Raw genomic sequence first — 25,523 nt, forward strand, 5'->3', positions numbered from 1 at the left:
GCAAAATAATTATTTTGATTTTCTTGAAAAAATTATTTCCAAATTTTTAACGTCGATTTTGCAATACTGTTGCAACTCAAAAACCGTTCCATGTTCAATAAATTCATCTGGAATCCCCATTGTAGTTATACTTGTATGGTATTTGTTTCTCGATGCAAATTCTAATATTCCACTTCCAAAACCGCCAGTAACCGCCCCATCTTCTATCGTGATTATTTCTTTAAAATCACTAAATATTTTGTGTAGTTCTATTTCGTCTAAAGGTTTAATAAAAGGAAAATCATAATGAGCAATTTTTTCAGAATTTGAACTATTTGCTAAAGCTTGAATTACGTTATTTCCAATTGTTCCTGTTGATAAAACGGCGATATCAGTTCCTGTTTTTAAGCAAGCAGATTTTTCAATTTCGATTTTTTCGTATTTCCCAAAATTATTTTGTTTCCAATTAGAAAATTGACCGCGCCCTCTTGGGTAGCGAATTGCAATAGGATTTTGTAAACCCAGTTGTGCGGTGTATAAAATATTTTGAAGGGCTATTTCATTTAACGGTGCGTAGATAATTAAATTGGGAACGCAACGTAAATAAGCAATATCATAAACGCCGTGGTGTGTAGCACCATCTTCACCCACTAAACCAGCACGATCTAAGCAAAATATAACGGGTAAGTTTTGTAAAGCAACATCATGTATCACTTGATCGTAGGCACGTTGTAAAAAAGTCGAGTAAATGTTACAATACACAATCATGCCTTGCGTGGCCATACCAGCCGCTAATGTAACAGCATGTTGCTCTGCGATTCCCACATCAAAAGCACGCTCTGGTAAAGCTTCCATCATGAACTTTAGGGAACTTCCAGACGGCATTGCAGGAGTTATTCCGATGATTTTTTTATTCTTTTGAGCCAAATCTAATACGGTCAAGCCAAAAACATCTTGGTATTTTGGAGGGAGATGCTCTTCTGACTTCAAAATTATTTCTCCAGATTTCGCATCAAATTTTCCAGGAGCATGGTATTTTACCTGATCTTCTTCTGCTTGTTTTAAACCTTTTCCTTTAGTGGTAATCACGTGAAGAAATTTAGGTCCTTTTATTTTTTGTAATCGTTTTAATTCTTTAATCACCGCATGAATATCATGCCCATCTACAGGTCCTGAATAATCAAAATTCAAGGATTTAATCATGTTATTCTGCCTCGGGTTTTTACCGGTTTTTACAGCAGTTAGATAATCTTTTAAAGCACCAACACTCGGGTCAATTCCGATGGCGTTATCGTTAAGAATAACTAATAAATTGGCATCGGTAACACCAGCGTGATTCAAGCCTTCAAACGCCATTCCAGAAGCTATGGAGGCATCACCAATTACTGCAATGTGTTGTTTGTCAAGATCCCCTTTTAAATTAGATGCAATAGCCATTCCCAGCGCAGCCGAAATTGAAGTAGAGGAGTGGCCTACGCCAAAAGAGTCGTAAATACTCTCGCTTCTTTTGGGAAAACCAGAAATTCCGCCTAACCGTCTATTGGTATCAAAATTTTCTCTTCTACCAGTCAATATTTTATGTCCATAAGCCTGATGGCCTACATCCCAAATCAACAAATCCTCGGGAGTATTGAAAACATAGTGTAAAGCTATGGTTAGTTCTATAACGCCTAAACTAGCGCCAAGATGGCCTTCTTTTACAGAAACAATATCAATGATGAAATTGCGTAATTCTTGCGCCAATTGAGGAAGTTGCGCTTCGTCTAGTTGTCGTAAGTCGGCGGGGTAATTAATGCTTGAAAGTAAATTATCTGACATAAAGCAAATGTACGATTTGAAATTGTATTTTTGCAATCGATAAAAAAGTTGTTTCAAAGACAATCACAAAAAAAGCAAAGAGTTACGAAGTGCCATTTTTTGCAAATTCGCAACCTACTATTATGATAAACCCTTTCACAGACGAATACTTCATGAAAAAAGCTTTGCAGGAAGCTGAAATGGCCTTTGATAAAGGTGAAATTCCTGTAGGGGCAATTATTGTGGTGAATAATACTGTTATTGCCAGAAGCCATAATCTTACTGAAATGCTTAATGACGTTACTGCACATGCTGAAATGCAATCTATAACCGCTGCAGCAAATTATCTTGGAGGGAAATATCTAAAAGATTGCACACTTTATGTTACGCTGGAACCTTGCCAGATGTGTGCGGGTGCTTTGTATTGGAGTCAAATTACTACCATTGTTTTTGGTGCTTCAGACGCGCATCGCGGATACGAAAAAATGGGCACGCAACTACATCCTAAAACTATTGTAAGAAGAGGTATTCTCGCTGATGAGGCTGCTGACTTAATGAAACGCTTTTTTGCAACGAGAAGAAAATAGTAATTTACCGAATTTTCTTCTTAAATATTTCAGAAAATATACTACATTTACTTTAATTGTATTTATACTAAATTGATTAGGATTTTTTTTTCAATCATAAGTGTGAATTTTTAACTCTTTAAAGTTTTAAGAAATGAAAATTAAAGGATTTGTTCTCGTGTTTTGTATGTTTTTTTTATTCCAAGGATGTTCTAAAAAGTCAGCTTCTGATTTTAATTCTGATTTTTCCTTATTCAAAGAATTTATTAGCAATTTTACGGGAGGTATTGTCTCTGCTCAGTCTGACATTCGTGTTGTTTTAGCTTTTAATAAAAAAGAATGGAAAGCGAATCAGGTTTTAGATAATGATTTATTTGATATTTCGCCTAGCGTAGACGGAAAAGTAGTAGCGCTCTCAGCAAATACAATTGCTTTTATTCCCAAGGAAAAATTAAAGCAAGATACTGAATATCAGGTTACCTTACATTTAGAAAAACTGATAGAGACAAAAAAAGAATTGTCTGAGTTTAATTTTACAGTAAAAACAATCAAGCAAAACTATATAGTTGTAACTAATGATATTCAATCGTACAGTAAGGATTCTCAGTATTTAAATTGTATTTTAAAAACTGCCGATGTCACTGATTTAGAGTCGGCTATAAAACTCGTTTCAGCTCAACAAAACGGTAGCAGTCTTCCAATTAAGTTTGACAAAGCCGTTCGTTCAGGAACAGAGTTTAGATTTGTTGTGGATAAAATCCAACGTTTAAGCGATGAAAGTAAGATAACGATCAATTTTGATGAAAGTGCCATTGATGCCGAAGAGAAAGACGCGGTTGAATACATAATAGCTGCAAAAGGTGATTTTAAAATTATGAAAGTTGATGTTCCAGAAGGAAATAATCAAACGATGACAATCAATTTTTCAGAACCGCTTCGCAAAGATCAAGATTTTAGTGGTTTAGTATCAATTGAAAATGCACGAAACTTAAAATTCAGTACGGATGGTAACCTACTCAGAGTGTTTTTTAATAATCAAACAACAGTAAGTTCTAAAAAAGTAGTTGAAGAAGTTGCCGAGGTTGTTGAAGAAGAAGTAACTGATGTAGTCGTAGATAGTGTTGGTGTTGAAAATGTAGTAAAAGATACTGCTGTTGTAGCTGTTGTTGCTCCTCCAGTGGTAGAGTATGTGGAGCCAGAAGTAGTGGTACAGCAATTATTGACAGGAGAATTGTTAGTAGAAGTTTTTCAAGGAATTGAAAGTAGCTACGGTCAAAAGATGAAAGAAACATATACTACTAAGATCTCTTTTGATCAGGTAAAACCAGGTGTTAAATTCATTAAAAACGGAACAATTTTACCAAGTTCTAATAATCTAAAACTGAATTTTGAAGCAGCAAACTTGCGAGCGGTTGATGTAAAGGTTTATAAAATTTACTCAAATAATATTCTTCAATTTCTTCAGGATAACCAAATTAACGGGAGTCAGAATCTAAAAAGAGTCAGTCAGCCGATAGCCAAAACAACCATTAATTTAAAAGAAAATTCCTTAGTAAATACCAGTAAATGGAATACCTATGCTTTAGATCTTTCTCAAATTATAGCGCCGGAACCAGGAGCCATCTACAGAGTTGAATTTTCATTTAAAAAAGCATACTCTTTGTATAAATGTACCAATTTAGATCCAGAGGATAGTCAAGAGGAGGATCAAGAGGAAGTAGATGAAGATGATGTGAATTATAGTGGTTCTTATTATGACGATGACTATTATTATGAAAACTACAATTGGGAGGAGAGAGAAGACCCGTGTACAGATTCTTATTATTATGGTACAAAGGTTGGGACTAATATTCTAGCTTCTGACTTGGGTGTTATCGCTAAACGTGGGGCTGATAAATCATATTTTTTCGCTGTAAATAATATTGTAACAACAGAACCAGTTAGTGGTGCTAAGATTGAATTGTACAGCTACCAACAACAAAAATTAGCTACAGAAAATACAGATAGTGATGGTATAGCTAATTTTAAGCTGAATAAATTCGCCTATTTTGCTATTATTACTGAAGGGAAAAGTGCTACCTATATTAAGTTAGATGATGGTACGTCATTGTCAGTTAGTAATTTTGATGTTGCTGGTGAAACTTTGCAAAAAGGATTAAAAGGATATATCTATGGAGAAAGAGGTGTTTGGCGCCCAGGAGACGATTTGTATTTATCTTTCATATTAAATGACGCGGCGAATAAATTACCGGAATCTCATCCAATAAAATTAAGACTTTCGGATCCCAATGGAAAAGTAGTATACCAAAAAGTACAAAAATCGAATGATCTAAATCATTACGTTTTTATTGTTAAAACGGATGCTGATGCGCCCACCGGAAACTGGGAAGCCATGGTAAGTGTGGGTGGTGCTAAGTTCTATAAAAGTGTAAAAATTGAAACGATTAAACCCAACCGTTTGCGCATTAAAAATAGTTTTAAAAGAGCGGTTCTTTCGGCCTCTTATCCTAATAGTAGCAATCTAGAGGTAACTTGGCTTCACGGTGCAATTGCTAGAAATTTGAAGGTAGAAATGCAAGCTAAGTTTTCGCAACAAACAACTACTTTTAAAAATTATCCAAAATATAGTTTTGATGATTTAGTTCGCAAATTTGATACTGAAGAGATCAATATTTTCTCTGGGAAAATTGATGGAAACGGAAGAGCTTCGGTAACTATCCAACCCAAATTAAACAAACAAGCTCCAGGAATGTTAAGAGCTTCTTTTATTACTAAAGTATATGAAGAGGGAGGTGATTTTAGTTCGGATGTGATTTCAACTACGTATTCTCCATACAAAGTTTATGTAGGTTTAAAATCTCCAGAGCCTAATAAATACGGTACATTAGAAACAGGAAAAAGCAATAGATTTGATGTAGTAACTGTAGATGAAAACGGAAGACCGAGATCAGTAAGAGATCTTGAAGTGAAGATTTTCAGGGTACAGTGGCGATGGTGGTGGGATGCATCAGAAGATAATTTGTCTAATTACAATTCGTCTAATGCAACTACTTCATATAAAACCATGTACGTAAATACAGATTCTAATGGAAAAGGGAGTTTTCAGTTTGCAGTAGATGAGGATGAGTGGGGACGATATTTAGTGCGTGTTGCTGATGAAGATGGTGGGCATGCCACTGCTCAAACCGTTTTGATTGATTGGCCAATGTGGTCAGGTAAAACCAGAAATACAGATGCTTCAACAGCGAGTATGTTGGTTTTTTCTACCAATAAAAAAAATTATGCTGTAGGTGAAAAAGCCGAAATATCTTTTCCATCAAGTGAAGGTGGAAGGGCTTTAATTTCGATCGAAAATGGAACAAAAGTCGTTCAAACACTTTGGGCAGTAACTGAAAAAGGAGAAACTAAAGTGGAAGTGCCTATTACGTCAGCAATGGCTCCCAATGTGTTTTTTAATATTACTTTATTGCAACCACATGCAACGACTAAAAATGATTCGCCTATCAGGATGTACGGAATTGTACCCATCGAGGTAGTCGATAAAAACACCATTTTAGTGCCCAAAATTTCGATGCCCGCAGTGCTTAAACCAGAACAATCCTTTAACGTTCAAGTAAGTGAGCAGTCAGGGAAAGCAATGACATACTCGATTGCAGTTGTAGATGAGGGATTATTAGATTTAACCCGATTTAAAACACCGAATGCTTGGGATAGTTTTTACAGTCGTGAAGCCTTAGGTGTGAAAACTTGGGATGTTTACGATGATATTATTGGTGCGTATGGTGGTAAAGTGAATCAAATTTTTAGTATTGGTGGAGATCAGGATTTAGGAGGCGGAAAAGCCAAAAAAGCCAATCGTTTTAAAGCGGTTGTGATCTATCTTGGGCCTTTTCAATTACCAAAGGGAGGAACTAAAACGCATCAAATAAAATTACCAAAATACATAGGGTCAGTAAGAACTATGGTGGTTGCAGGTGATGCAAGTACAAGTGCGTACGGAAATGTCGAAAAATCAACTCCAGTTCGTAGTCCGTTAATGGTATTGGCTTCATTGCCAAGAAAAATTTCGCCTTCTGAAAAAGTGACCATTCCAGTTACGGTTTTTGCGATGGAAAAAAACATAAAAAACGTACGAGTTGAAATAAAAACAAATAATGGATTGAGAGTTATTGGAACCAAAGTTCAGACATTAAATTTTTCAAATCCGGACGAAAAAATGACGTATTTCAATTTAGAAGTAGGCCAAAGCACCGGTATTGGTAAAGTAACAATTACCGCAATTTCTGGAAGTGAAAGAGCTTCTTATGATGTTGAAATTGACATGACCAATCCAAATCCAATAACAAATACCTATAAAGATATAGTTTTAGAACTAAATAGTTCAAAGACAATTTCATGGGAAACCTTTGGTGTTGCCGGAAGTAATAAGGCCAAACTAGAAGTTTCGTCAATGCCAACTATCGATTTTAATCGAAGGTTACAATATTTAATAGGATATCCTCATGGTTGTGTAGAGCAAACTACATCATCTGTTTTTCCTCAATTGTATTTAAATGATGTGGTTGATATTGATGCAGGTCGTCAACAAGCAATTCAAAAAAATGTAACAGCAGGGATTACTAGATTAGGTGGTTTTCAATTAGCAAATGGAGGACTGTCGTACTGGCAAGGGAATGCGGTTGCAGATGATTGGGGTACTTCGTACGCGGGACATTTCTTGGTTGAGGCGGAGAAAAAAGGATATGTATTGCCTATTAACTTTAAATCTAAATGGATTTCGTACCAACAGAGAGAAGCCAAACAATGGCGATTTTTACCACAATATGGCAATGATTTGGCGCAAGCCTACCGTTTATACACTTTGGCTTTGGCGGGTGCTCCTGATTTGTCTTCGATGAATCGATTAAGAGAAACCGCTGCTATTTCTAATGAAAGTAAATTGCGATTGGCTTCGGCTTACGCTTTGGCTGGCCAAAAAGCAGCGGGTGTGTCTTTATTATTAAAAACTACTATTGATGACGAGAATACTAACTATGGTCGTTATTATTACTACGGATCAAGCGAGAGAAATAAAGCCATGACTTTAGAAACTTTAATTTCATTGGGTTTAAAAGCAAAAGCATTTGCAGTAGCGACTCAGTTAGCTAAGAAAATGGCGAGTGATCAGTGGATGAGTACGCAAACTACAGCCTACTGTTTGCTTGCAATGTCTAAGTTTGCTCAAAATAATGGTAGTAAAGGTATTGCAGTACAATTTAGGAAAGATGGAAAAGTCCAGACTATAAAAACGATGAAATCTATTGCAAACCGATCTTTAGACGTTAGGACAGGAAATAATACAGTGACTCTAACAAATACTAAAGACAATACGATTTATGTTAGGGTCTTAAATAGCGGTATTTTGCCTATTGGCCAAGAACAGGTTTTACAAAATAATTTAGCAGCTTCAATACGTTTTAAAAATAGAAAAGGTGTTGTAATTGATGTGAGTAGAATTGATCAAGGAACGGAGTTTATAGCAGAAATAAACATTAGAAATTTAAAAAATGAGCGTGTTGAAAATGTTGCCTTGTCTCAAATTCTACCTTCTGGGTTTGAAATTGTAAACACAAGATTTACAGATTACGGGGACGCTACTAACAATGTTGCTGATTATATTGACATACGTGATGATCGAACGAATTTCTACTTTGGACTTAAAGCAAATGAAACTAAAACATTTAGAGTATTGTTGAATGCTTCTTATTTAGGAACCTATTATTTACCGGGATTACAGTGCGAAGCGATGTATGACAATACATTTTTAGCCAGAACAAAAGGGCAATGGGTTGAGGTTGTGAAATAATTATAAATTAACTCAGCGGTTTTTATAAACTGCTGAGTATATTAAAGAGATTACTTGAAGAATAAACTATTAGCGTTTTTGCAACGCATCATTAACTGGATAAAACTGCATAAAATTAAATCATCAATAGTTTTGATACTGTTGGTGGTTTATTTTTTTTCTTTACCAAGCACTTTGTTTCAAGAACCGTATGCAACGGTTATTGAAAGTAAAGAAGGTATTTTGCTTGGCGCCAAAATTGCTCGTGACGGACAATGGCGTTTTCCAGAACAAGACAGCGTTCCAGATAAATTCAAAAAATGTATTGTTTATTTTGAAGACGAGCATTTTTATCACCATCCAGGGTTTAATCCCGTTGCTATGTTTAATGCAGTGAAACAAAATAGAGCTGCGGGGAAAGTGGTTCGCGGTGGGAGTACACTTACGCAACAAGTTATTCGCTTGTCTAGAAAAGGCAAAAGCCGAACCTATTTTGAAAAAGTAATTGAAGTAATCCTAGCCACCCGATTAGAATTAGGTTATTCAAAAGAATCAATTCTTGGTTTGTATGCGGCTCATGCTCCTTTTGGAGGAAATGTTGTTGGGCTCGAGATGGCATCTTGGCGCTACTTTGGTGTTCAATCGCATCAATTATCATGGGCGCAAAGTGCTACACTAGCAGTTTTGCCTAATGCACCTAGTTTAATTTATCCGGGTAAAAATCAGCAGCGATTGCGAGCAAAAAGAGACCGTCTTTTATTGAAATTACAAAAGGAAGGAGTTATAGATAGCCAAATGTATACTCTTTCAATAGCTGAGCCATTGCCTCAAAAACCATACGATCTGCCGCAAATTGCACCGCACCTTTTGCAAAAAGTTGTTAAAGATCAAGAAGGGGAACGCGTAAAAACTACCGTTGAGGTAGAATTGCAAAATAGGGTCAACCAAATAGCTAAATACTATTATAATCAATACAAACAAAATGAAGTCAATAATTTAGCGATTATTGTAATTGATATCTCTAATAGGAATGTGATAAGTTATGTAGGTAATGCACCTACGGATAGAAACCATCAAAAAGATGTAGATATTATAGATGCACCAAGGAGCACAGGAAGTATTTTAAAACCGTTGTTGTACGCTGCAATGCTTGATGATGGAGAATTGCTACCCAATACTTTAGTACCTGATATTCCTACACAAATATCAGGTTATGCACCCCAGAATTACAACCTTACTTTTGATGGTGCTGTTCCTGCCCATCGAGCTTTGTCTCGTTCATTAAATATCCCTGCGGTTTTGATGCTACAAGATTTTGGGGTAAGTAAGTTTTATGAAGAATTGCAAAAATTTAAATTGAGGGATATTTCCCAGCCGCCTGATCATTATGGTTTGTCATTAATTTTAGGTGGAGCCGAAAGTAATTTGTGGGATCTATGCCGAACGTATGCGGGATTATCCTCGACAGTAGATTATTTTAATAGAAATAACGGGAAATACAGAACCAAAGAATTTGCAGAATTAAATATTCATAACAACTACAAAGTAGATTTTGGTGATCAAAGTGATCAAAAAACAATATTGGGAGCGGGATCTATTTGGCTTACGTACAATGCGATGGAACAAGTGGGACGTCCGGAAGGTGATGAAGCTTGGAAGTTTTATGATAGTGCTTTAAAAATTGCTTGGAAAACCGGAACCAGTTTTGGTAATCGAGACGCTTGGGCCATAGGAACCAACTCTAAATATGTTGTGGGTGTTTGGGTAGGGAATGCTACAGGGGAAGGACGTCCAACTTTGACTGGTGTGACTAGTGCTGCGCCTATTTTATTTGATGTGTTTAATTTGTTACCAAGAAAAAAGTGGTTTGCAACCCCTTACAAAGATTTGAAACAAGTAGCAGTTTGTTCGCTGAGTGGGCATCTGGCACAAGAAAATTGCCCAAAAATCAATCAATTGGTTTCCTTGAAAGGAAGTACTACTACAATTTGTCCGTATCACAAAACGATTCATGTAGACAAAAGCGGTCAGTTTAGGGTGAATAGTAGCTGTGAGGATATTGACAACATAGTGGTAAAGAATTGGTTTGTTTTACCACCAGTAATGGAGTGGTATTACAAAAGTCATCATATAGCCTACCAAACATTACCGCCTTTTAGAGCTGATTGTGGTGGGAGCCAAATTGCTTCAATGGATTTTATTTATCCTAAAGCCAATAGTAAAATATATTTGACAAAAGATTTTAATAGCAAAGTACAACCTGTGATTTTAAAGGTTGCACACTCGCAAAGGGAAGCACGACTGTTTTGGTATGTTGATAATGTATATAAGGGTGTTACAAAAACCTTTCATGAAATGCCTATAGAACCGGTTTCAGGTTTTCATTATATCACCGTTGAGGATGAGGATGGTAACGAAATTAGAAGAAAAATAGAGATTGTTCGGGAATAATTTTGATAAAAGTTGTTTTGATTTTAAGAAAAATTTGTGCTGATTTTGGGTTTGTTTATTTCTAAATTTGCAAAATATAATAAAGACCTAACTTAAGTTTTTTAAATAGGTTTTAAATCCAAATGATTAAAATATTTAAATGAAGAAAAGTTTACTGTCGCTCATGTTGGGCGGTTTGACAATAGGAACAACGGAGTTTGTAGTGATGGGGCTTTTACCGGATATAGCATCAGATTTAAAAGTTTCGATTCCGGTGGCTGGGTATTTAATATCAGCCTATGCATTAGGTGTTGTAATTGGAGCTCCACTGATTGTTATGATGGCTCGAAATGCACCTCCCAAAAAGATTTTGATGATTCTAGCAGTGATGTTAACCGTTTTTAATTCCCTGGCTATTATTGCGCCTTCTTATAATTTTCTATTTCTTTCCCGTTTGCTTGCAGGATTGCCGCACGGTGCTTTTTTTGGAGTAGGTGCTGTGGTGGCAACTAGACTAGCAGAAAAAGGAAAAGAAGGACAAGCTATATCCATTATGTTTTCAGGTTTAACAGTGGCAAATCTCGCTGGAGTTCCTTTTGGAACCTACATAGGGCATCACTTTGCTTGGCGGTATACGTTTATTATTATTGCCTTTATAGGACTATTAACTATAGCGGCACTTTATTTTTGGATGCCAAATTTAGAAGCCAGAGCAAAAGTAACAGTAAAAAGTCAATTGCAAGTATTTAAAAAACTAGACGCTTGGTTGGTGATTTTGATTACTGCTGTGGGTACAGGAGGATTGTTTTGCTGGATAAGTTACATCGCTCCTTTATTGACAAATGTCTCTAAATTCTCAGCTGAAAATGTATCCTATATTTTGGTTCTGGCCGGATTAGGAATGGTAATAGGAAATTTAATAGGAGGGAAGTTGACAGATCGGTTTTCTCCTGAGATTTCGATTATAGCTATTTTACTGTCGCTTTCGGTTGATTTGGTGCTGGTTTATCTCTTTTCTTCAAATCAGTATGCAAGTTTAATTTTAGTGTTTACAACAGGTTGTATTTCTTTTTCGATTGGTTCAGCGATACAAATCTTAATGATTAGAACAGCGGTGGGCTCCGAGTTGATTGCGTCGGCTTCTATACAAGCTGCTTTTAATGTGGGGAATGCGCTAGGTGCTTTTTTAGGAGGATTGCCATTAGTGGCAGGATTGAACTATGCAACACCTAATTTAGTAGGAGTTGTAATGTCGTTAAGTGGTGCGTTAATTACTGTCTTCTTTTTACAAAGAAAAAGAAGGCTTTTAGATTTATAAAATTGTTAATTTTAACTATTAGAAAAGTAGTTCTTAGGAATGATACTTTATAGTAATGAGGTATATGAAACGATATAATAGAGGATATAAATTTTTAATTTGCAAAAATGGGGAATGAAATTTGTAATCTTTGTAAAGTAAAAAATGCGGACAAAGAAAATTCGCATATAATACCGAAATTCATGTCTAAACGTCTATTTGAAGGCGCAAAACCTAGATTTACAGTTCTTATTACAAAAGAAGGTAAGCGAAAAAAACTCCAAGATACTCCAAAGGAGAGTAATATTCTTTGCAAAGATTGTGAAAAAAGGATTGAAATAGTTGAGACATATTTCTCCAGAGTTCTTATTGATTTAAATAGTTTACAAAACGCTAAAAGAAAATACACAATAGACTTTTTTGAAAATCAAGAAATAATTGTTTGTAATGATCTACATCCTACGTTGTACAAAATTTTTATTTTCTCACTTGTATGGAGGTGCTCCATTTCTAGTTTGTTAGAATTTGAAACCTTCCAATTAGAAGATTATGTTGAGGAAGAACTTAGAGTTTTCCTGAATAAGAATCTACTTAAAAGGCATGATGAGCTTTTAGCTTCATTGGATAATATTACTGAAATCCCACAATACCATACTTGCTTAATCAAACCTAAAAATAATACAAGAGGACTATTTACATCATATAATTTTGGGCAAAATGCATATGCAATTTATACAGTTGATTATGCAATTTTCTTTTATACAAATGATGAGATATTAGTTCAAAAACACTTATCATTTAGTAATATTAACAATGGATTAGTTCGTGTCGTAATTGGTGATGATAAGGAATGGAGTGAACTAAATAATCAAGTTTTACAAAATATGTTAAATTACAAAAGCTTGAGTTAATTGGCGTATGTTCATAATAGGGATTTGGTCGATTTATTTACAGTTAAATAATGCTATTGCACTAGTTGTTAATAATAATATCTGTATTTATGAGGAGTATGAAATGATATAATAGAGTTTTGATATAATTTCATAACTCTTTTTTTAGCCCGGATAGTAGTGAAAATCCTTTGATCCCGACCTTTAGGGATTAAAGATTGTAGCGAATAGCCGGAAATAGCTCCTGATAATTGTATTTAATGAAGCTCTTGCAATAGCTTGATTTATAATTTTATAGTGAGAACAAGACACAAAAAAACCGCCAATCTTGCGAAAAGCGGTTTCTTGTTTAGTCTTTTATAACATTTCCTTTTTTGTCAAAGAAATGATATTCTAAATACGTGTAAGCGTCACGTGGTATAATTTTCACCCATTTTTTATGTTCAAAAAACCATTTTGAACGTAATGATGGAAAACCTTTGGTAAGGTATGCGGCCACAAAAGGGTGTACGTTAAGCACAACATCTTTGTGAGTTTTTAATATTCTTTCTAGATCAGAGTTGATTCTATCAATGATTAAGATAGGCGCTTCAATTTCGCCTTTCACATCGTTAGGATCTTCTTCTCTAGTTTTAATGTTTACTTCTGGTCTTACTCTTTGTCTAGTAATTTGAACTAGTCCAAATTTACTAGGAGGTAAGATCTTGTGTTTCGCTTTATCATCACTCATTTCTTCCCTCAGGAATTCGAACAGGACTTTACGATTTTCAGGATTAGACATGTCGATAAAATCAATTACGATAATTCCGCCCATATCACGTAGACGCAATTGTCTAGCGATTTCTGCGGCAGCAATCATATTTACTTCTAGTGCTGTGTCTTCTTGGTTAGAGGCTTTATTAGAACGGTTTCCGCTGTTTACGTCTATAACGTGTAAAGCTTCAGTGTGTTCGATAATAAGGTAGGCCCCTTTACTCATGGAGACTGTTTTACCAAAAGAGGTCTTGATTTGTCTCTCTATGTTGTATTTCTCAAAAATGGGTGTGTCATTTGATTGATAAAACTTAACAATAGATTGTTTGGATGGTGCAATTTCTTGCAAATAATCCTTTGTTTGGTTGTACAACTCTTCATCATCAATTTGAATACCACTAAAGGTATCATTAAAAACGTCTCTTAAGATAGAGGAAGCTCTGTTGAGTTCTCCTAAAATTTTTGACGGATGATGAGCGGTCGGTAATTTTTTACACATTGCAGTCCATCTGCCTAGCAGGTTCTGCAAATCTTTTTCTAATTCGGTTGTATTTTTGCCTTCGGCTACTGTACGAACAATAACACCAAATCCTTTTGGTTTGATGGATTGCACAAGTTTTTTTAGTCTGTCTTTTTCTTTTTTGTCTTCTATTTTTTGAGAAATAGAAACACGATCAGAAAAAGGAACCAAAACAATAAAACGTCCGGCAAGAGATAGCTCAGCGCTAATCCTTGGTCCTTTAGTAGATATTGGTTCTTTTACAACTTGTACAAGAATAGATTGATTGGCATTTATTACGTCAATAATAATTCCATCTTTATCAATCTCTTTTTCAAACTGAAAGTTTTTTAGGGAGAAATCTTTTAATTTACCTGCGCTTACAAGTTTTATGAATTTCAGTTGAGAAGATAAATTAGGGCCTAAGTCATGATAATGTAAAAAGGCATCTTTTTCATAGCCAACATTTACAAAAGCAGCGTTAAGTCCGGCAACTGGTTTCCTGATTTTAGCAATAAAAATATCACCAACCTGAAAGTTGCTTTTTTCTTCTTCTTTATGTAATTCAATTAGTTTTCCATCTTTTAATAAGGCAAAATCTACGAAATCAGAACTAGATCTAATGATTAATTCTTTATTCATTTGTAAATTTTTATCCAAACTTTTAGTTTCAGGTTTAAAGTTTTAGTGTTTGAGTTTTAAAAAGCTCATAGCAGATAACTTACCACTTATAACTGAATTGTTAGGATGGATTAAACAATAATTTTAACAGGTATTGAACCCGGGGAAAAGAAGATTATTGGAGAACTGAATAAAGAGCATAGACTTTTTGTCGTCTATGCTCTATTCTTTTTTCTCTTTGATCTTTTTTCAATTTCAATGAACGGTTAAAAAGAAAAAAGTAGTTATAAACTACTTTTTCTTTTTGTGACGGTTAGCTCTCGCTCTTTTTTTACGTTTGTGAGTTGCTACCTTATGTCTCTTTCTTTTTTTACCACTTGGCATATCGAGTTGATTTTATGATTAATATTATTTTGCTTCGTTATTTATTTTTACTCCTTCTACAAAAACTTTTGCAGGTTTGAAAGCAGGAATGTTGTGTGCAGGAATTTTTATTGTGGTATTCTTAGAAATATTTCTTCCAGTTTTCTCAGCTCTTGTTTTCACGATGAAACTACCAAAACCTCTTAAATATACATTGTCTCCAGTTTCAAGTGAGTTTTTAACTTCATTCATAAAAGTTTCAACTGTTGCTTGAACATCTCCTTTTTCAAGACCTAGTTTTTCTGAAATTTTTGCTACGATATCTGCTTTCGTCATTTTCTTTCCTTATTTATTATATTGTAATAATTTTTTTGAGTGTGCAAATATATGAATTTAAAAAACAAATATTCAAGCTAATTCATTAAATTTTAATCACATAAACTTTTACTTTTGTAAACAAATATTTAACAATGAATTTTTATAACTCGCTAGTTAAGTGGTATTTAGTAAATAAACGTGATTTACCATGGCGAAATACCACTAATCCTTACTTCATTTGGCTCTCAGAAATCATGTTGCAACAGACAAGAGTAGCGCAAGGAACGCCTTATTTTGTGTCTTTTACAACTGCTTTTCCAACCGTTTTTGATTTGGCGAAAGCCGATGAAGAACAAGTCTTGAAACTTTGGCAAGGACTAGGTTATTATTCTAGAGCTCGTAACTTACATAAAACAGCGCAATATATAGCTTTTGATTTAAATGGCGTCTTTCCTGACAATTATAATGACTTATTAAATTTAAAAGGGGTGGGCGAATATACCGCTGCGGCAATTGCTTCTTTTTCCTATAATGAAATTGTGCCTGTTGTTGATGGAAATGTTTTTAGAGTGCTGTCTCGTTATTTTGATATTGAAACTGATATTGCTTTGGCTTCTGCCAAAAAAGAATTTGCTGCATTGGCTTTTGAATTAATGCCAAAAGATGATCCTGCTACTTTTAATCAAGCTATAATGGAGTTTGGTGCATTGCAATGTGTGCCTAGAAATCCTGATTGTACTGTATGCGTCTTTAATGATAGCTGTCTTGCTTTAAAAAAGAATAAAGTTGCTTTATTGCCTGTGAAGTTGAAAAAGTTAAAAGTGACTAAACGCTACTTTAATTATATAGTTGCTACAGATGAAAATGAAAATACCATTATTAATAAGAGGACTGCTAAAGGAATATGGCACAATTTATATGAGTTCCCTTTGATTGAGACAGAGAAAGAAGTTGATTTTGATTTTATAGCTCCGCAAATTCAGGATGCTTTTTTTGATAATAATAAGGTAGTTAGTATTATGGAGGATAATGAAATAAGTATTGTTCATAAGTTATCGCACCAACACCTATATATTAAGTTCTGGAAAGTTGCTGTTTATGGCAGTCTTGAAGGCGGAATAAATCAAGAAACCTTGAAGAGTTTTCCCTTTCCTATTGTTATTCATAATTTTATTGAAAAGGCGTAATTAGAAGATTTTAAAATAATGTATCTTTGATATTTATACCTATATATTATGAACGGAACGTTAAATAAAGTAATGCTGATTGGTCATTTAGGTGACGATATAAAAATGCATTATTTTGATGGAGGAAATTGCATTGGGAGATTCCAACTTGCAACTAATGAGGTTTACATTAATAAAACTACTAACGAGAAGATCACTTCTACTGAGTGGCATAATTTAGTAGTGCGCAATAAGGCGGCAGAAATTTGTGAAAAATATTTGACAAAAGGAGATAAGATCTATGTAGAAGGGCGTATTAAGTCCCGACAATGGCAAGCCGAAGATGGGTCTACAAAATATGCATCAGAAATTCAAGTAACCGAGTTTACTTTTTTATCTACAAAAAAGGATGCTGAAAACAACAAGCAAATTGACAGTTCAGAATCCGCAAAAAACACTAACTTTGACCCAAAAAATAATGGTTTGCCTATCAATGATTTACCATTTTAATGTTTAACTAATCTTTTTTAATTTGGACCCAGATCCCAGTTTGAATTTCGCATATACAATAGATATGAATCTCGTGTTTGGTTTCTTCGGAATATTTGTTTTGCTATTGTGCTCAGCATTAGTATCAGGTGCCGAAGTGGCTTTGTTTTCTTTATCTCAAAAAGATATTGACGAAGCTATTCAAGGGAATGACTCCAAAGGTAAAATTTTAGCTGATTTACTCGAAAGACCTAAAAGGCTACTAGCAACATTACTAGTTGCAAACAACTTTATTAATATAGGTGTAGTAATTCTTTTCTCTTTTATTGGAGATGGTTTATTTGAAAGTGTTACATCTCCTGTTTTAAAATTTATTCTTGAAGTAATTGTGGTTACTTTTTTATTGTTGCTTTTTGGTGAGGTTTTACCAAAGGTGTATGCGAGTAGAAACAACGTAAAATTTGCAAAGTTTGTTTTGTATCCAATAGTTGTTTTGGATAAATTGCTTTCGCCAATAAGTATTCCAATGCGCCAATTGACGGTTTTCCTGCATAATAAGCTCGGTAAACAGAAGACCAATTTTTCTGTAGACCAACTTTCTCAAGCATTAGAACTCACTTCATCTGACGACACCTCCTCTGAAGAGCAAAAAATTTTAGAAGGGATTGTTTCTTTTGGAAATACTGACACGAAACAAGTTATGAGTCCAAGGATTGATATTTTTGCGCTAGAAGTCTCTGAAAGTTTTGATGAGATTTATCCAAAAATTATTGAAAAAGGTTATTCTAGGATTCCGGTTTATAGAGATAATGTAGATCAAATAGAAGGGGTTTTGTTTGTTAAAGATTTATTGCCTCATATAAATACAGATGATTTTGAATGGACAACTTTAATAAGGCAGCCTTTCTTTGTTCCTGAAAATAAAAAACTAGACAATTTACTGAAGGATTTTCAGAATATGAAAAGTCATTTAGCAATAGTTGTTGATGAATACGGTGGGACATCAGGATTAGTATCTCTAGAAGATGTTATAGAGGAGATCGTAGGAGATATTAGTGATGAGTTTGATGACGAGGATATCAACTTTTCTCAGTTAGATGATAAGAATTATATTTTTGAAGGGAAAATAAATTTAAAAGATTTCTACAGAATTATTGATGTAGATGAAGATCTTTTTGACGTTAAAAAAGGAGAGGCAGAGACATTAGCAGGATTTATTCTAGAGATATCAGGTAACTTTCCAGGTAAAGGACAAAAAATTTCATTTGAAAACTGTTTGTTTACCATAGAAGCAGTAGATAAAAAACGTATAAAACAGATAAAAGTAACGATTGATGGTTAATTTTAAAAAGGAGAATAAGGGTAGTTTATTGGCTGTTGTAATACTGTTTTTCAGTGTATTGTTTTTTTCTAGTTGTAAAAATGATGTACTCCCGAAGCCATCAAGTTATTTGCGATTGGATTATGCTGAAGCAAAATATGCAAATTTTGAAAATGACTGTCCGTTTACTTTCGAAATGAATGCTGATGCAGTGATAACAGGGGAGAAAGATTGTGGTTTTACAATTACCTATCCTAAAATGAAAGCGACTATTTATTTGACTTATAAGCCAGTAAATAATAATATTAATGTTTTGCTAAAGGATGCTCAAAAGCTAACTTATGAACATGTTATTAAAGCAGATGATATCTTAGAGCAACCGTTTTTAGATGCTACTAAAAAAGTGTACGGTATGTTCTATCAAGTGGATGGGAATGCAGCAACTAATTCACAGTTTTACGCCACGGATAGTATAAAACACTTCATTACAGGTTCAGTTTATTTTTATGCAAAACCTAATTATGATTCTATTATGCCAGCTGCTAGTTATGTAAAAAACGATATGCAAAGGTTGATGGAAACCTTAAAATGGAAGTAATACCAAAAAACAATACAATATAGTCTAGTATTGTTAGGTCGAGCGTATTCTAGATGCAATAATGTTTATCGATTCTACTTTAATTTTAGAGACTGAACTATATAAAAAAAAGCATTCACGACAGTGAATGCTTTTTTTGTGAAAAAACTATTTTGATTACGATTTCATGTTTGAAACGGTGTAGGTTTTTCCGTCTCCAGTTGCTTGAACTACTTTAGTAAGCGCTTCTGGATTTTGAACTGTTTTATCAAAAGTTACCGTCGCTAGTTTTTTGTCAAAATCTACTGTGGCAGTTTGTACACCTTCTAGATCAGTTAATTCTTGTTGAATTGTTTTAGCACAGCCAACTTCGCAGGTCATTCCTTCGATAGAAAAACTTGCTGTTTGAACGTTTTCGGCAGCGATTTCTTTTTTAACTTTTGGAGTAGTTGATTCCGTTTTTGCAGTTTCAGTTGGTACTTCGTCAGCGTTTTTCTTGCAACTTACAAATACGAGACTAGCTAAAGCTACTGCGGCAATTAATTTTGAGATTTTCATTATATTTTGATTTAAAGTATTGATCGAAAAATGATATTTACACACAAAATTAGTCAAAAAACTACGGCTAATCCATAAAATTATTACAATTTTGGGGCAAAATTAAAATCATGGAATCGAAACAATTAAAATGGGGTTATTTATTAGTGCTTTCTTTAGTATGGGGAAGTTCCTTTATATTAATTAAGAAAGGATTAATTGGTTTGACTGCGATTCAAGTGGGGTCTTTACGAATAATCTTTGCAGCTATTTTTTTATTATTAATTGGTTTTAAAAGTTTGTCAAAAATCCCAAAAGAGAAATGGAAATTTATTGCCTTAACATCTGTGTTTGGTACTTTTGTTCCTGCTTTTCTTTTTGCTATTGCTGAAACCGAATTAGATAGTGCTGTTACCGCAATTCTTAATTCTTTAACGCCTTTGAGTACGTTAATATTAGGTGCGTTGTTATTTGGGATTAGTTTTCAAAAACGACAAGTTTGGGGTGTTCTTATTGGTTTAGTTGGGAGTTTGCTTTTAGTATTTAATGGTGCGATGAATCACCCTGATCAAAATTATTTTTATGCTATTCTAGTGGTAATTGCTTCAATTTGTTATGCTGTAAATGTGAATTTAATTAAGCGATACTTGTCTGATTTAAGTCCGTTGAGTATTACAACTGGAAATTTCTTGATTTTGATAGTTCCTGCTTTGGCTATTTTGTTTACTACAGGGTTTTATGATGTTATGGCTGTAGCCAAAGTGCAGCATTCTGTATTGTTTATCATGGTTTTAGGTGTGTTAGGAACCGGTGTCGCTAATATATTGTTCTTTAAATTAATTCAAATTTCCTCTCCTGTTTTTGCTACGTCAGTAACTTATTTAATTCCCGTAGTAGCTTTCTTCTGGGGGTTATTAGATAATGAAGTATTGACCGCAGTACAATTTGGAGGTGCTTTTATAATATTGATAGGGGTATATTTATCTGCTAAAAAATAAAAAAAGGGCAGTTAGAAATTTTTCTAACTGCCCTTTTAAATCTTTAATAGTATTTGTAACTAATCGTATTTTGGTTTCTCAATTGGGTTACTGTATTTATCAAAGTAAAACATCGGGATATTTAGTTTTTCTAAGCCAGAAATGACTTCGGATCCTTTTCCAGTAACAATTATTCGCGTATTGTCTATTAAGAAATATTTGTTTGCAGCTTTCATCACGTCATCTGCAGTTACTGCATTGATGATTTTGATGTAGTTTTCATAAAAATCTCTAGGCAAGTCTTCGGTTTCTATATTGAGTGCGTAACGAGCAACCGATTCTGGTTTTTCGACCTTCATAACAAAGCGGCCAATGTATCCTGCTTTTACCTCTTGTAATAGTTCTTCAGAAACTTTTTCGGTTCTAATGCGTTTGATTTCTTTTATAAATTCTACTACAGCGCTATCTGTGGCTACTGTTCTCACAGATGAAGCCGACTTGAGTTTAGAAGTGTATTTCCCTGCTCCAATCAAAGCATTTGCTCCGTAAGTCCAGCCGTGTTCTTCTCTTAAGTTCATATTCAAGTAACTATTGAAACCGCCACCTAAAATATAGGTTGCAATAACAGCTGGAAAGAAATCTTTGTCGCTCATTTTTAAATCAATCGTATTCACAAGTGCAATTTCTGATTGTGATGCGCTTGGAACGTCAATGAAATTAATTTGAGTAAAAGGAACATTTTTAGCAGCAATGTAATTTGTATATTTCGTGTTTTTCTTTTTCCAAGTGCTAAAATAGTTTTCAATAATAGGCTTTATTTCCTTGAATTTTACATCACCAATCACAACAAGATAGGCGTGATCAGGAGCAAAGTAACTGTTGTAATTTGCTTTTACATCTTCAAGAGTAATGTTGTTAATTGTTTGCTCAGTAGTATATTCTCCGGAAGGATGACTTGTTCCGTAAGCTAAAGCATCAGTAACCCTGTCTGCAATTGCGGAAACACTTTTTTCTTGGGATTTGATGCCTTCAAGTAATTTTGCTTTTTCTTTATCGAATTCCTCTTGAGTGAAACTAGGATACAGTGCGCCGTAAGTCATTAGTTCTAAAATACGTGCTGCATATTTAGAGAGTGAGCTTGCATAAGCGCCATGAGAACTAAATCCCATGTTTGCGCCTAGGAAATCTACTTCGTCATTAAAAGCATCTTTTTTAATCCTAATGTTGCCGTTTCCTATTAAATTACTGCACAGTAGGTCAACTCCTTTTTTGTTTCCTTCTGCAAAGAGTGGGTTGTCAATCGTTAAATTAAAAGTTACTTTAGGAAGTTTGTGGTTTTCTACAATCATTACTTTTAGTCCGTTGTCTAAAGTGAAAGATTGTGGTTTGTTTATGTTTACAACGGGAGCTTTTCCGGCTTTTGGTTGTGGGCGATCTTGTGCTTGCATGATTCCTGTTACTGATAATAGGATGAATAGAATAGTTGTTTTTTTCATGATAAGGGAAGCTTATTTCTGAGTCTTATCGGTAGCGGGAATATAATCTAGGATTAAACGCTGGTTGGGGTTCAGGTATTTTTTAGCGACAGCTCTAATCTCCTCTCTTGTGATGGATTGATAGGTTTCTATTTCGCTATTAATAAGGTTGATATCGCCATATAATAAGTAATATTTCGCTAAGTTTTCGGCAACACCTTCTACGTTTGAATTGTTGTTGATGTACTGATTTTCAAACTGATTTTGTAATTTTTGATAATCACGCTCCGAAATTAAATCGGTTTGTATTTTTACAATCTCTTCGTCTATTTCTTGTAGTAATTCAGTAGCCGTATGTGTTCCCATAGGTAAGCCGTAAAGAATGTACATTCCGTAGTCTTCTTGGCTAAAGCCCACAGCACCTATTTGTAATGCTATTTTTTTCTCATCTACAATTTTCTTGTATAATTTAGAGCTTTTTCCATCACTTAAATAAGAAGAAATCAAATTTAGAACGCGAGCGTCTCTCGTTTTCATAGACGGAGTTCTATAGGAGGCAATTACCATTGGTATTTGGATGTTTGGATCTTGGTAGGTCGCTCTTATGGTTTTGGTAATTGGTTCTTCAATAAATAGTTCTTTTTTTATTTTTTCTCCTTTTTGGATGCTTCCAAAGTATTTTTGGATCCATTCCTTAGCGTTTTTCTTATCAAAATCACCAGCGATTACAAGAACTGCATTGTTAGGGGAGTAGAATTTTTTATTAAAAGCCTGAAAATCTTCTAAAGTTGCTGTGTCTAATTGTTCCATTGATCCTATCGTAGACCATCGATAAGGATGATTGATAAATAGGTTTTTTTTAACTTCATTTATTATTTTACCGTAAGGACGGTTGTCGTAACGGGAAGCTTTTTCTTCTTTAATCACTCCGTTTTGAGTATCAACACCAATCTGGTTAATTACGGGATGCATTAGTCTTTCGGATTCCATCCAAAGGGCTAATTCTAAGTTGTTTGAAGGGAATATTTCGTAGTAATAAGTTCGGTCATCAGAGGTGTTAGCGTTGTTAGTCCCCCCATTTGATGATACTATTTTAAACCATTCTCCACGTTTTATATTTGCTGTTCCTTCAAATAAAAGATGTTCAAAAAAATGTGCAAAACCAGTTTTATTAGGGTTTTCATCTTTTGAACCTACGTGGTACATTACAGAGGTAAGTACAACAGGTGCAGATGGGTCGTGGTGTAAGATAACGTGCAATCCGTTGTCTAAATCGTATTCTTCAAAAGCTATTTTTTGAGCATTTGCTACTCCACCAAGCATAAGGGCAGTACTTAATACCATTATCGTTTTTTTCATAAAGATTAATAAAATGTTGTATTTTGCAAAAGCATTACAAGAGAAATAATTGTCACTTCAAAAATACCGCTTTTTAATCAGCTATCTCGTTTTGTTTCTTTTTTTAGCAAAAGGATGTTGTTTTAATTTTTGTAAAGTATTGAAAATAGGCGAATAAGTAAATGAAATATTTTTTTTGATAAAGGGATTGCACAATAAAAATTAAAACGTATATTTGCAACCTTAAAAATCAATAAATCAATTTGATATGTATGCAATCGTAGAGATAGCAGGGCAACAATTTAAAGTAAGCAAAGACTTAAAGGTTTATGTTCACCGTTTAGCTAGTGAAGAAGGTTCAAAAATTTCTTTTGACAAAGTTCTTTTATTAGATGACAATGGAACAATCACTTTAGGCGCCCCAGCTATAGAAGGTGCTTCAGTAGAAGCTAAAGTGTTACAACACTTAAAAGGAGATAAAGTTATCGTTTTCAAGAAGAAAAGAAGAAAAGGATACAAAAAGAGAAACGGTCACAGACAGTATCTTACTCAAATTGTAATTGAAGGTATTACTGCAGCAGGTGCTCCTAAAAAAGCAGCTCCTAAAAAAGCAGCAGCTGAAGCAACTACAGAAGAAGCAGAAGCTCCTAAAGTAAAAAAAGCTCCAAAAGCAAAAGTTGCTAAAAAGGACGATACTAAAGAATAATAACAATATTAAAACTAATACGTCATGGCTCACAAGAAAGGTGTCGGTAGTTCGAAGAATGGTAGAGAATCAGAATCAAAACGTTTAGGTGTTAAGATTTTTGGTGGACAAGCTGCTATTGCAGGGAACATCATCGTAAGACAAAGAGGTTCAAAACACAATCCAGGTGCAAATGTTTACATCAGTAAAGATCACACACTACACGCAAGAGTAGATGGAGTTGTACACTTCCAAAAGAAAAGAGATAACAAATCTTACGTTTCAATCCTTCCATTTGAAGTTGAAGCATAATTGATTTACTCAATTTATTTAAAAACCCAATCTGAAAAGATTGGGTTTTTTTATGCATTAAAGCTTTCTAAAGCTTGAATTATTATAAGTGGTAACTTTTACAAGTAATAAACTAAAAAAACCTTGCTATTTGAAAAAAGTGTGTTCGCATAGCAAGGTTTTATTATAAATTAAAGGCTAGTTATTTGGCCTTCATTTTTTCAAGAGAATTGTTATACCCTTTTTTAGCATCTTCTTTTGCTTTTGCTGCAGCCACTTCGGCATCTGCTTTAGCTTTTGTGGCTGCTTCTACAGTATTGTCTTTTGCTGTGTTTATTGCTGCTTTAGCTTCTGTAACAGATTCTTTTGCATCTTCATTAACTTTGTTAGCAGCGCCTTCTATTTTGGCTCCTGTTTTATCAAGATCTTCCTTCATGTCAGTGCCCATTTCAGTAGCTTTGCTTTTAGCAGTTTCCCAAGAAGATTTTGCATTGTCAACTGCTTCTTGTGCTATCTTTTCAGCCTCAGCATCTCCGCTTTTTTTTGCTTCCTCTAGTTTTAAAACAGCGTCATCATAAGCTGTTTGCAATATTGTAACATCAGTAGATATTGTTGTTGTTTCAGTAGTGGATGTTGGCGTAATTTCTGTTGTTGTTTCTTTTTTACATGAGGTAGCGAAAATTAGCGCTACGGCAGCCATACTTAAAATAATTTTTTTCATTTGTTTGTTTTATTAAATTATTAATTGTGTTCCTACTAGTTTGAACTAATGTGAAAAGAAGGCTCTTTTTTAGTTTTTAGCGTCTTTTTTCTCTTTCCTTAGTCTTTTCTTTTCTTCTCTTTCAGCTTTTTGTATTTTAATTTTTTCCTCAGATTCGGCTATAGTTTTCTTGAAATTATCTATGTTAGAATTACTTGTTTCAATTTTTGTTTGTATTTTATTCACATCTTCTGTTGCTTTACTAACTTTTGCTTCTGCTTTAGCCACGTATTTTTCTTGTGAGTTGCTGTTTTTTAGGTTCGCTAGTTTGGCTTTTTCTGAGTTTAAGTCAGTTTCTTTTTTATTTAATTTTTTAGTAAGTTTTTCTTTTTTCCTTACTTCACTTAATAGTTTGTTTTCGGTTGAAGCGCGCATAGAAGAAAGAATGACTAAATCGCGTTGCTGCCTTTGTATTTGTAAATACATTTGGTTTTGCTGTCTAACTATATTATTAGTCATGTTCATTTGTCTTTGTGCACTTGAAAATTGTGCTGTAGCTAAAAATGGCGCTAGTGTGAGAAGTAGTAGGAGTAAACGTGTTTTCATAATTGAGAATGCGGACTAATTTGT

20 protein-coding genes are annotated in these 25,523 nt (G+C 34.2%); 12 read left to right on the top strand and 8 right to left on the bottom strand.

What is annotated here, in order from left to right; all coding sequences use genetic code 11:
• Window positions 1-9 precede the first annotated feature (9 nt).
• A complete protein-coding gene (locus ACVEGE_RS09275; RefSeq protein ID WP_192499991.1) occupies window positions 10-1,797 on the bottom strand; it encodes a 1-deoxy-D-xylulose-5-phosphate synthase in 1,788 nt (595 codons plus the stop codon).
• A 122-nt stretch (window positions 1,798-1,919) separates the two neighbouring features.
• Here ACVEGE_RS09275 and ACVEGE_RS09280 point away from each other — a divergent pair, with 122 nt between their 5' ends.
• The 5 genes from ACVEGE_RS09280 (at window position 1,920) to ACVEGE_RS09300 (ending at window position 12,804) form a co-directional block, all read left to right on the top strand.
• Entirely contained in the window at window positions 1,920-2,363 is a 444-nt protein-coding gene (locus ACVEGE_RS09280) for a nucleoside deaminase (protein ID WP_192499990.1), read from the top strand.
• Between the two features lie 133 nt (window positions 2,364-2,496).
• Window positions 2,497-8,187: an alpha-2-macroglobulin family protein gene (locus tag ACVEGE_RS09285; protein WP_192499989.1), complete on the top strand. Its 5,691-nt coding sequence runs from the start codon at window positions 2,497-2,499 to the stop codon at window positions 8,185-8,187.
• Between the two features lie 54 nt (window positions 8,188-8,241).
• Complete coding sequence (pbpC, locus tag ACVEGE_RS09290; protein WP_192499988.1) at window positions 8,242-10,617, top strand: penicillin-binding protein 1C; 2,376 nt, start codon at window positions 8,242-8,244, stop codon at window positions 10,615-10,617.
• A gap of 139 nt (window positions 10,618-10,756) precedes the next feature.
• On the top strand, window positions 10,757-11,914 hold the full coding sequence (locus ACVEGE_RS09295) for an MFS transporter (RefSeq protein ID WP_192499987.1): 1,158 nt from the start codon (window positions 10,757-10,759) through the stop codon (window positions 11,912-11,914).
• A 107-nt stretch (window positions 11,915-12,021) separates the two neighbouring features.
• A complete protein-coding gene (locus ACVEGE_RS09300) occupies window positions 12,022-12,804 on the top strand; it encodes a hypothetical protein (RefSeq protein WP_192499986.1) in 783 nt (260 codons plus the stop codon).
• A 328-nt stretch (window positions 12,805-13,132) separates the two neighbouring features.
• Here the strand turns inward: ACVEGE_RS09300 and ACVEGE_RS09305 are convergent, their stop codons facing one another.
• Together ACVEGE_RS09305 and ACVEGE_RS09310 are read right to left on the bottom strand one after the other, a co-directional pair.
• Window positions 13,133-14,677 carry an Rne/Rng family ribonuclease gene (locus tag ACVEGE_RS09305; protein ID WP_173850749.1) on the bottom strand — a complete coding sequence of 515 codons (1,545 nt, stop codon included), beginning with the start codon at window positions 14,675-14,677 and terminating at the stop codon, window positions 13,133-13,135.
• A 387-nt stretch (window positions 14,678-15,064) separates the two neighbouring features.
• A complete protein-coding gene (locus tag ACVEGE_RS09310) occupies window positions 15,065-15,355 on the bottom strand; it encodes an HU family DNA-binding protein (RefSeq protein WP_016989051.1) in 291 nt (96 codons plus the stop codon).
• A gap of 134 nt (window positions 15,356-15,489) precedes the next feature.
• Here ACVEGE_RS09310 and mutY point away from each other — a divergent pair, with 134 nt between their 5' ends.
• From mutY to gldD, 4 genes are read left to right on the top strand one after another with little or no spacing between them, the layout of a single operon-like run.
• Entirely contained in the window at window positions 15,490-16,524 is a 1,035-nt protein-coding gene (gene mutY / locus ACVEGE_RS09315; RefSeq protein WP_192499985.1) for an A/G-specific adenine glycosylase, read from the top strand.
• A 48-nt stretch (window positions 16,525-16,572) separates the two neighbouring features.
• Window positions 16,573-17,013 carry a single-stranded DNA-binding protein gene (locus ACVEGE_RS09320; RefSeq protein ID WP_173854833.1) on the top strand — a complete coding sequence of 147 codons (441 nt, stop codon included), beginning with the start codon at window positions 16,573-16,575 and terminating at the stop codon, window positions 17,011-17,013.
• A gap of 22 nt (window positions 17,014-17,035) precedes the next feature.
• On the top strand, window positions 17,036-18,334 hold the full coding sequence (locus tag ACVEGE_RS09325; RefSeq protein ID WP_173850744.1) for a gliding motility-associated protein GldE: 1,299 nt from the start codon (window positions 17,036-17,038) through the stop codon (window positions 18,332-18,334).
• Entirely contained in the window at window positions 18,327-18,911 is a 585-nt protein-coding gene (gene gldD, locus ACVEGE_RS09330; RefSeq protein WP_192499984.1) for a gliding motility lipoprotein GldD, read from the top strand. Before ACVEGE_RS09325 ends, gldD begins: the two co-directional genes overlap by 8 nt.
• 156 nt (window positions 18,912-19,067) lie before the next feature.
• On the opposite strand, the gene ACVEGE_RS09335 is transcribed toward gldD, so the two are convergent.
• The gene (locus ACVEGE_RS09335) at window positions 19,068-19,448 is read right to left on the bottom strand and encodes a heavy-metal-associated domain-containing protein (RefSeq protein ID WP_173854836.1); all 381 of its coding nucleotides are present in this window, start codon (window positions 19,446-19,448) and stop codon (window positions 19,068-19,070) included.
• Between the two features lie 110 nt (window positions 19,449-19,558).
• Here ACVEGE_RS09335 and ACVEGE_RS09340 point away from each other — a divergent pair, with 110 nt between their 5' ends.
• Window positions 19,559-20,425, top strand: a complete 867-nt coding sequence (locus ACVEGE_RS09340) for a DMT family transporter (protein ID WP_173854837.1) — start codon at window positions 19,559-19,561, stop codon at window positions 20,423-20,425.
• Window positions 20,426-20,484: 59 nt separating this feature from the next.
• Here ACVEGE_RS09340 and ACVEGE_RS09345 read toward each other — a convergent pair whose 3' ends face one another.
• Together ACVEGE_RS09345 and ACVEGE_RS09350 are read right to left on the bottom strand one after the other, a co-directional pair.
• A complete protein-coding gene (locus ACVEGE_RS09345) occupies window positions 20,485-21,900 on the bottom strand; it encodes a M16 family metallopeptidase (RefSeq protein ID WP_225738058.1) in 1,416 nt (471 codons plus the stop codon).
• 12 nt (window positions 21,901-21,912) lie between these two features.
• Entirely contained in the window at window positions 21,913-23,238 is a 1,326-nt protein-coding gene (locus tag ACVEGE_RS09350) for a M16 family metallopeptidase (protein WP_192499983.1), read from the bottom strand.
• A gap of 247 nt (window positions 23,239-23,485) precedes the next feature.
• On the opposite strand from ACVEGE_RS09350, the gene rplU reads away from it, so the two are divergent.
• Entirely contained in the window at window positions 23,486-23,923 is a 438-nt protein-coding gene (gene rplU, locus ACVEGE_RS09355; protein ID WP_173850734.1) for a 50S ribosomal protein L21, read from the top strand.
• Between the two features lie 24 nt (window positions 23,924-23,947).
• A complete protein-coding gene (gene rpmA, locus ACVEGE_RS09360; protein WP_091082981.1) occupies window positions 23,948-24,214 on the top strand; it encodes a 50S ribosomal protein L27 in 267 nt (88 codons plus the stop codon).
• Window positions 24,215-24,395: 181 nt separating this feature from the next.
• On the opposite strand, the gene ACVEGE_RS09365 is transcribed toward rpmA, so the two are convergent.
• On the bottom strand, window positions 24,396-24,914 hold the full coding sequence (locus ACVEGE_RS09365; RefSeq protein WP_173854839.1) for a hypothetical protein: 519 nt from the start codon (window positions 24,912-24,914) through the stop codon (window positions 24,396-24,398).
• Window positions 24,915-24,983: 69 nt separating this feature from the next.
• A complete protein-coding gene (locus ACVEGE_RS09370; protein WP_192499982.1) occupies window positions 24,984-25,499 on the bottom strand; it encodes a hypothetical protein in 516 nt (171 codons plus the stop codon).
• Window positions 25,500-25,523: the final 24 nt, after the last annotated feature.

Source organism: Flavobacterium sp. PL002, assembly GCF_054165825.1.

Coding starts and splice junctions, on each gene's coding strand:
- ACVEGE_RS09345 (WP_225738058.1), bottom strand. CDS start 21,900: ATGAAAAAAACAACTATTCTATTCATCCTATTATCAGTAACAGGAATC.
- ACVEGE_RS09365 (WP_173854839.1), bottom strand. CDS start 24,914: ATGAAAAAAATTATTTTAAGTATGGCTGCCGTAGCGCTAATTTTCGCT.
- ACVEGE_RS09285 (WP_192499989.1), top strand. CDS start 2,497: ATGAAAATTAAAGGATTTGTTCTCGTGTTTTGTATGTTTTTTTTATTC.
- ACVEGE_RS09310 (WP_016989051.1), bottom strand. CDS start 15,355: ATGACGAAAGCAGATATCGTAGCAAAAATTTCAGAAAAACTAGGTCTT.
- ACVEGE_RS09350 (WP_192499983.1), bottom strand. CDS start 23,238: ATGAAAAAAACGATAATGGTATTAAGTACTGCCCTTATGCTTGGTGGA.
- ACVEGE_RS09335 (WP_173854836.1), bottom strand. CDS start 19,448: ATGAAAATCTCAAAATTAATTGCCGCAGTAGCTTTAGCTAGTCTCGTA.
- rplU (WP_173850734.1), top strand. CDS start 23,486: ATGTATGCAATCGTAGAGATAGCAGGGCAACAATTTAAAGTAAGCAAA.
- ACVEGE_RS09280 (WP_192499990.1), top strand. CDS start 1,920: ATGATAAACCCTTTCACAGACGAATACTTCATGAAAAAAGCTTTGCAG.
- ACVEGE_RS09320 (WP_173854833.1), top strand. CDS start 16,573: ATGAACGGAACGTTAAATAAAGTAATGCTGATTGGTCATTTAGGTGAC.
- ACVEGE_RS09275 (WP_192499991.1), bottom strand. CDS start 1,797: ATGTCAGATAATTTACTTTCAAGCATTAATTACCCCGCCGACTTACGA.
- gldD (WP_192499984.1), top strand. CDS start 18,327: ATGGTTAATTTTAAAAAGGAGAATAAGGGTAGTTTATTGGCTGTTGTA.
- ACVEGE_RS09340 (WP_173854837.1), top strand. CDS start 19,559: ATGGAATCGAAACAATTAAAATGGGGTTATTTATTAGTGCTTTCTTTA.
- ACVEGE_RS09295 (WP_192499987.1), top strand. CDS start 10,757: ATGAAGAAAAGTTTACTGTCGCTCATGTTGGGCGGTTTGACAATAGGA.
- rpmA (WP_091082981.1), top strand. CDS start 23,948: ATGGCTCACAAGAAAGGTGTCGGTAGTTCGAAGAATGGTAGAGAATCA.
- ACVEGE_RS09370 (WP_192499982.1), bottom strand. CDS start 25,499: ATGAAAACACGTTTACTCCTACTACTTCTCACACTAGCGCCATTTTTA.
- ACVEGE_RS09300 (WP_192499986.1), top strand. CDS start 12,022: ATGGGGAATGAAATTTGTAATCTTTGTAAAGTAAAAAATGCGGACAAA.
- mutY (WP_192499985.1), top strand. CDS start 15,490: ATGAATTTTTATAACTCGCTAGTTAAGTGGTATTTAGTAAATAAACGT.
- ACVEGE_RS09305 (WP_173850749.1), bottom strand. CDS start 14,677: ATGAATAAAGAATTAATCATTAGATCTAGTTCTGATTTCGTAGATTTT.